This window comes from Pseudomonas sp. KBW05 (assembly GCF_003852405.1).
Lineage (GTDB): Bacteria > Pseudomonadota > Gammaproteobacteria > Pseudomonadales > Pseudomonadaceae > Aquipseudomonas.
In genome coordinates this window covers 319842-326461 of sequence record NZ_QAJM01000019.1, presented here as the reverse complement: position 1 = coordinate 326461, position 6620 = coordinate 319842, and the positions used below count along the sequence as shown (strand labels likewise).

5 protein-coding genes are annotated in these 6620 nt (G+C 61.0%); 4 read left to right on the top strand and 1 reads right to left on the bottom strand.

The window, feature by feature from the left end:
* Window positions 1-137: 137 nt before the first annotated feature.
* Window positions 138-416 (bottom strand): 30S ribosomal protein S20, encoded by a 279-nt coding sequence (gene rpsT, locus DBR46_RS19960; protein WP_003171647.1) that lies wholly within the window; start codon window positions 414-416, stop codon window positions 138-140.
* 254 nt (window positions 417-670) lie between these two features.
* On the opposite strand from rpsT, the gene murJ reads away from it, so the two are divergent.
* The 4 genes from murJ (at window position 671) to lspA (ending at window position 6618) form a co-directional block, all read left to right on the top strand.
* A complete protein-coding gene (murJ, locus tag DBR46_RS19955; protein ID WP_124527541.1) occupies window positions 671-2209 on the top strand; it encodes a murein biosynthesis integral membrane protein MurJ in 1539 nt (512 codons plus the stop codon).
* Between the two features lie 119 nt (window positions 2210-2328).
* Window positions 2329-3267 carry a bifunctional riboflavin kinase/FAD synthetase gene (gene ribF, locus DBR46_RS19950; RefSeq protein ID WP_177414097.1) on the top strand — a complete coding sequence of 313 codons (939 nt, stop codon included), beginning with the start codon at window positions 2329-2331 and terminating at the stop codon, window positions 3265-3267.
* A 14-nt stretch (window positions 3268-3281) separates the two neighbouring features.
* Complete coding sequence (ileS, locus tag DBR46_RS19945; protein WP_124527539.1) at window positions 3282-6113, top strand: isoleucine--tRNA ligase; 2832 nt, start codon at window positions 3282-3284, stop codon at window positions 6111-6113.
* The gene (gene lspA, locus DBR46_RS19940; RefSeq protein WP_017737909.1) at window positions 6106-6618 is read left to right on the top strand and encodes a signal peptidase II; all 513 of its coding nucleotides are present in this window, start codon (window positions 6106-6108) and stop codon (window positions 6616-6618) included. The genes ileS and lspA overlap by 8 nt, the downstream gene beginning before the upstream one ends.
* The last annotated feature ends 2 nt before the right edge of the window (window positions 6619-6620 follow it).

The following is a 6620-nucleotide window of genomic DNA, read 5'->3' as shown; positions in this document are numbered from 1 at the left end:
AAGCCCGCTCCCACACAAGCCGCTCCTACAAGGAGAGCTGTGGTGATTCCGGGCACAAACAAAAATGCCCCGAACCTTTCGGTACGGGGCATTTCTTAACTGTTGCGCAACCTGAGTTACGCGGCAGTTGTTACCACTTAGGCTGCTGCAGCGACGTTCAGAGCCTTGATGTGGCCATTCAGACGGCTCTTATGACGAGCGGCCTTGTTCTTGTGGATGATGCCTTTATCGGCCATACGGTCGATAACAGGCACAGCCAGAACGTAAGCTGCTTGAGCTTTTTCAGCGTCTTTGGTGTCGATGGCTTTAACTACATTCTTGATGTAGGTACGAACCATGGAACGCAGGCTGGCGTTGTGGCTGCGACGCTTCTCAGCCTGTTTTGCACGTTTTTTGGCGGAAGGTGTGTTGGCCACCGTCGAGCTCCTCGAAAGACTTTTTAGGAAATAGCAAACAAAATAGGCCGCGAATCATGCCGATGACTTGATGTGTTGTCAAGGGCGGCTGATGCGAACTGCTGAGTGGTCGATCTGAAGAGGCGGGTGATTTATTTCCGGCGCTTGACCTGTAAACTCGCGAGCTTTGGCTCTGTGCTGTTGCAGGCGCGCAGTATCGCATAAGTAGGCGCGTTGTTCGCCTGCTGTTTATCTAATAGGCGCAAACTCTTTCAATGAACCTCCTCAAATCGTTGGCCGCCGTCAGTTCTATCACGATGATCTCGCGGGTTTTGGGCTTCGTGCGCGACACCCTGCTGGCGCGTATTTTTGGTGCCAGCATGGCCACGGACGCCTTCTTTATCGCGTTCAAACTGCCCAACCTGCTGCGGCGAATCTTCGCCGAGGGCGCATTTTCCCAGGCGTTCGTGCCGATCCTGGCCGAATACAAGACCCAGCAGGGCGAGGAAGCGACGCGCACCTTTATTGCCTACGTGTCGGGCCTGCTGACCCTGGTGCTGATGCTGGTAACCGTCCTCGGCATGCTCGCCGCACCCTGGGTGATCTGGGCGACGGCCCCCGGTTTTGCCAATACCCCGGAAAAATTCGCGCTGACCACTGACCTGCTGCGGGTGACCTTTCCTTATATATTGCTGATTTCGCTGTCATCCCTGGCCGGGGCGATCCTCAATACGTGGAACCGTTTTTCGGTGCCGGCCTTCGTGCCGACCCTGCTGAATGTCAGCATGATCCTCTTCGCGCTGTTCCTCACGCCGTACTTCGATCCACCGGTCATGGCCCTGGGCTGGGCCGTGCTGGCTGGTGGCCTGGCACAGTTGCTCTACCAACTGCCGCACCTGAAAAAGATCGGCATGCTGGTGCTGCCGCGCCTCAATCTGAAGGACACCGGCGTCTGGCGCGTGATGCGCAATATGTTGCCGGCGATCCTCGGTGTGTCCGTCAGTCAGATTTCCCTGATCATCAACACCGCGTTCGCCTCGCTGCTGGTCTCGGGTTCGGTATCGTGGATGTACTACGCGGATCGCCTGATGGAATTGCCGTCCGGCGTGCTCGGCGTGGCCTTGGGCACCATCCTGCTGCCGACCCTGGCCCGCACCTACGCCAGCAAGGACCGCCAGGAATACTCGCGCATCCTCGACTGGGGCCTGCGCCTGTGTTTTGTGCTGGTGTTGCCGTGCGCGCTGGCACTGGGGATTCTGGCCGAGCCGCTGACCGTGTCGTTGTTCCAGTACGGTCAGTTCGATGCCCATGACGCCCTGATGACGCAGCACGCGCTGGTGGCCTACTCGGTCGGTTTGCTCGGCATTATCGTGATCAAAGTGCTGGCGCCGGGCTTCTACGCCCAGCAAAACGTCCGTACGCCGGTGAAAATCGCGATCTTCACGCTGATCGTCACGCAACTGCTCAACCTGGTATTCATCGGCCCGCTGGCCCATGCCGGCCTGGCCCTGGCCATCAGCGCCGGTGCGTGCATCAACGCCGGGCTGCTGTTCTACCAACTGCGCAAGCAGCAGATGTTCCAGCCGCAGCCAGGCTGGGGCCTTTTTGCCCTCAAACTGGTGGTGGCGGTGACGGCAATGTCGGCGGTATTGCTCGGCCTGATGCACTTTATGCCGGCCTGGGACGAAGGCCATATGCTGGAGCGTTTCTTGCGGCTTGGCGTGCTGGTCGTGGCCGGTGTGGTGGTGTACTTCGGGATGTTGCTGTTGCAGGGCTTCCGCCTGCGGGATTTCAATCGCAAGTCGATTGGCTAGAGCGTTTGCCGCGATAAAACCGTTGTTTTATCGATTCGACCCATTTGGCCTGTTCTGTTGCCTGTCGTCCGGGGCTGGGTGTGGTTATAATCGACCACTTTATGAGCAAGAAGCGCGTTATGCAGCTGGTTCGAGGTCTCCACAACCTGCGCCCCCAGCATCGGGGCTGCGTCGCCACTATTGGCAACTTTGACGGTGTTCACCGTGGCCACCAGGCTATCCTGGCCAGGCTGCGCGAGCGTGCGGTCGAGTTGGGCGTGCCCAGCTGCGTGGTGATATTTGAGCCACAGCCGCGGGAATATTTCAGCCCCGAGACGGCGCCGGCACGTCTGGCCCGCTTGCGGGACAAGCTGCAACTGCTGGCCGAAGAAGGCGTGGACCGTGTCCTCTGCCTGGCCTTCAACCAGCGTTTGCAAAGCCTCAGCGCCGCCGAGTTCGTTGACCGAATCCTGGTGGACGGCCTGGGCGTGCAGCACCTGGAGGTCGGCGACGACTTCCGTTTTGGCTGCGACCGCGTCGGCGATTTCGATTTCCTGCAGAAGGCTGGCGCTAACCAAGGTTTTACCGTCGAAGCCGCGCAAACCGTCGAACTGGACGGCCTGCGCGTGAGCAGTACCCAGGTGCGTAACGCCCTGGCCGCTGCCGACTTCGCGTTGGCCGAGCGTTTGCTCGGTCGCCCGTTCCGCATTGCCGGGCGGGTCCTGCACGGCCAGAAGCTGGCGCGCCAACTGGGCACGCCAACCGCCAACGTGCAGCTCAAGCGCCGTCGTGTGCCGCTCACCGGGGTTTACCTGGTCAGCGTCGATATCGACGGCCAACCGTGGCCGGGAGTCGCCAACATAGGCGTCAGGCCCACGGTTGCAGGTGATGGCAAGGCCCACCTGGAAGTTCACCTTTTGGATTTTGCCGGTGATTTGTATGACCGGCGTTTGACGGTGGTTTTCCACCAAAAGCTGCGTGAAGAGCAGCGTTTCGCCTCCCTTGAGGCGTTGAAAACGGCGATCAATGCGGATGTCGCCGCCGCCCGTGCACTAGCCGCACCTAGCGCCCATCGCTAACCGAAGAGCCTTAAATGACCGACTATAAAGCCACGCTAAACCTTCCGGACACCGCCTTCCCAATGAAGGCCGGCCTGCCACAGCGCGAACCGCAGATCCTGCAGCGCTGGGACAGTATTGGCCTGTACGGAAAGTTGCGCGAGATTGGCAAGGAACGTCCGAAATTCGTCCTGCACGACGGCCCTCCTTATGCCAACGGCACGATTCACATCGGTCATGCGCTGAACAAGATTCTCAAGGACATGATCCTGCGCTCGAAAACCCTGTCGGGCTTCGATGCGCCGTATGTCCCGGGCTGGGACTGCCATGGCCTGCCGATCGAACACAAGGTCGAAGTGACCCACGGCAAGAACCTGGGCGCGGATAAAACCCGCGAACTGTGCCGTGCCTATGCCACCGAACAGATCGAAGGGCAGAAGTCCGAATTCATCCGCCTGGGTGTGCTTGGCGAGTGGGACAACCCGTACAAGACCATGAACTTCAAGAACGAGGCCGGTGAAATCCGTGCCTTGGCCGAAATCGTCAAGGGCGGTTTCGTGTTCAAGGGCCTCAAACCCGTGAACTGGTGCTTTGACTGCGGTTCGGCCCTGGCCGAAGCCGAAGTCGAGTACGAAGACAAGAAGTCCTCGACCATCGACGTGGCCTTCCCGATCGCCGACGACGCCAAGCTGGCCGAGGCCTTTGGCCTGGCATCGCTGGCCAAGCCTGCCGCCATCGTGATCTGGACCACCACCCCGTGGACCATCCCGGCCAACCAGGCGCTGAACGTGCACCCGGAATTCACCTACGCCCTGGTAGACGTCGGTGATCGCCTGCTGGTGCTGGCCGAAGAAATGGTCGAAGCCTGCCTGGCACGCTACGAGCTGCAAGGTTCGGTCATCGCCACCACCACCGGCACCGCGCTGGAACTGATCAACTTCCGTCACCCGTTCTATGACCGCCTGTCGCCGGTGTACCTGGCTGACTACGTTGAGCTGGGTTCGGGTACTGGCATCGTTCACTGCTCCCCGGCCTACGGCGTAGACGACTTTGTGATCTGCAAGAAGTACGGCCTGGTCAACGATGACATCATCAACCCGGTGCAAAGCAACGGCGTCTACGCGACGTCGCTGGAATTCTTCGGCGGCCAGTTCATCTTCAAGGCCGACCAGCCGATCATCGAAAAGCTGCGTGAAGTCGGTGCGCTGATGCAAACCGCCACCATCCAGCACAGCTACATGCACTGCTGGCGCCACAAGACCCCGCTGATCTACCGCGCCACCGCGCAGTGGTTCATCGGCATGGACAAAGAGCCCACCAGCGGCGACACCCTGCGTAACCGCGCGATCAAGGCTATCGAAGAGACCCAGTTCGTCCCGGCCTGGGGCCAGGCGCGCCTGCACTCGATGATCGCCAACCGCCCGGACTGGTGCATCTCGCGCCAGCGTAACTGGGGCGTGCCGATCCCGTTCTTCCTGAACAAGGAAAGCGGCGAGCTGCACCCACGCACCGTCGAGTTGATGGAAGTCGTGGCCCAGCGCGTTGAACAGGAAGGCATCGAAGCCTGGTTCAAGATGGATGCTGCCGAACTGCTGGGCGACGAAGCGCCGCAGTACGACAAGATCAGCGACACCCTCGACGTGTGGTTCGACTCGGGCACCACCCACTGGCACGTCCTGCGTGGCTCGCACCCGATGGGCCACGAGAGCGGCCCGCGTGCCGACCTGTACCTGGAAGGTTCGGACCAACACCGTGGCTGGTTCCACTCGTCCCTGCTGACCGGTTGCGCCATCGACAACCACGCGCCGTACCGCGAACTGCTGACCCACGGCTTCACCGTCGACGAGACGGGCCGCAAGATGTCCAAGTCGCTGAAAAACGTGATCGAGCCGAAGAAGATCAACGACACCCTGGGCGCCGACATCATGCGTCTGTGGGTGGCGTCGACCGACTACTCCGGCGAGATCGCCGTGTCGGACCAGATCCTGGCCCGCAGCGCCGATGCCTACCGTCGCATCCGTAATACCGCACGCTTCCTGCTGTCGAACCTGACCGGTTTCAACCCGGCCACCGACATCCTGCCGGCCGAGGACATGCTCGCCCTGGACCGTTGGGCCGTGGACCGTACCCTGTTGCTGCAGCGCGAGTTGCAGGAGAACTACGGCGAATACCGCTTCTGGAACGTCTACTCGAAGATCCACAACTTCTGCGTGCAGGAGCTGGGTGGTTTCTACCTCGACATCATCAAGGACCGCCAGTACACCACCGGCGCCAACAGCAAGGCACGCCGTTCGGCGCAGACCGCGCTGTTCCACATCTCGGAAGCGTTGGTGCGCTGGATCGCACCGATCCTGGCCTTCACCGCCGACGAACTGTGGGAATACCTGCCGGGCGAGCGCAACGAATCCGTGATGCTCAATACCTGGTACGAAGGCCTGACCGAACTGCCGGCCGACTTCGAACTGGGCCGCGAGTACTGGGAAGGCGTGATGGCCGTCAAGGTTGCGGTGAACAAGGAGCTGGAAGTGCAGCGTGCGGCCAAGGCCGTCGGTGGCAACCTGCAAGCCGAAGTCACCCTGTTTGCCGAGGAAGGCCTGACAGCCGACCTGGCCAAGCTGAGCAACGAACTGCGCTTCGTGCTGATCACCTCCACCGCGAGCCTGGCGCCATTCGCCCAGGCCCCGGCGGACGCGGTCGCTACCGAAGTCCCAGGCCTGAAGCTCAAAGTGGTCAAGTCGGCCTTCGCCAAGTGCGCCCGTTGCTGGCACTGCCGTGAAGACGTCGGCGTGAACCCTGAGCACCCGGAAATCTGTGGTCGTTGCGTCGACAACATCAGCGGTGCGGGCGAGGTTCGTCACTATGCCTAATGCAGCCAGTCGTTTTGGACGCCTGGGCTGGCTCGTACTGAGCGTGCTGGTCCTGGTCATCGACCAGGTCAGCAAGGCTCACTTCGAAGGCGCCTTGCAGATGTACCAGCAGATTGTGGTCATTCCCGACTACTTCAGCTGGACCCTGGCCTACAACACCGGCGCGGCGTTCAGCTTCCTCGCCGACGGTGGCGGCTGGCAGCGCTGGCTGTTCGCCCTGATCGCCGTGGTGGTCAGTGCGGTGCTGGTGGTCTGGCTCAAGCGCCTGGGCCGCGACGACACCTGGCTGGCCATCGCGCTGGCCCTGGTGCTGGGCGGCGCGCTGGGCAACCTGTACGACCGCATTGCCCTGGGCCATGTGATCGACTTTATCCTCGTGCATTGGCAGAACCGCTGGTACTTCCCAGCGTTCAACTTTGCCGACAGCGCCATCACCGTCGGTGCGATCATGCTGGCGTTGGACATGTTCAAAAGTAAGAAAACCGGAGAGACCGTCAATGACTGATC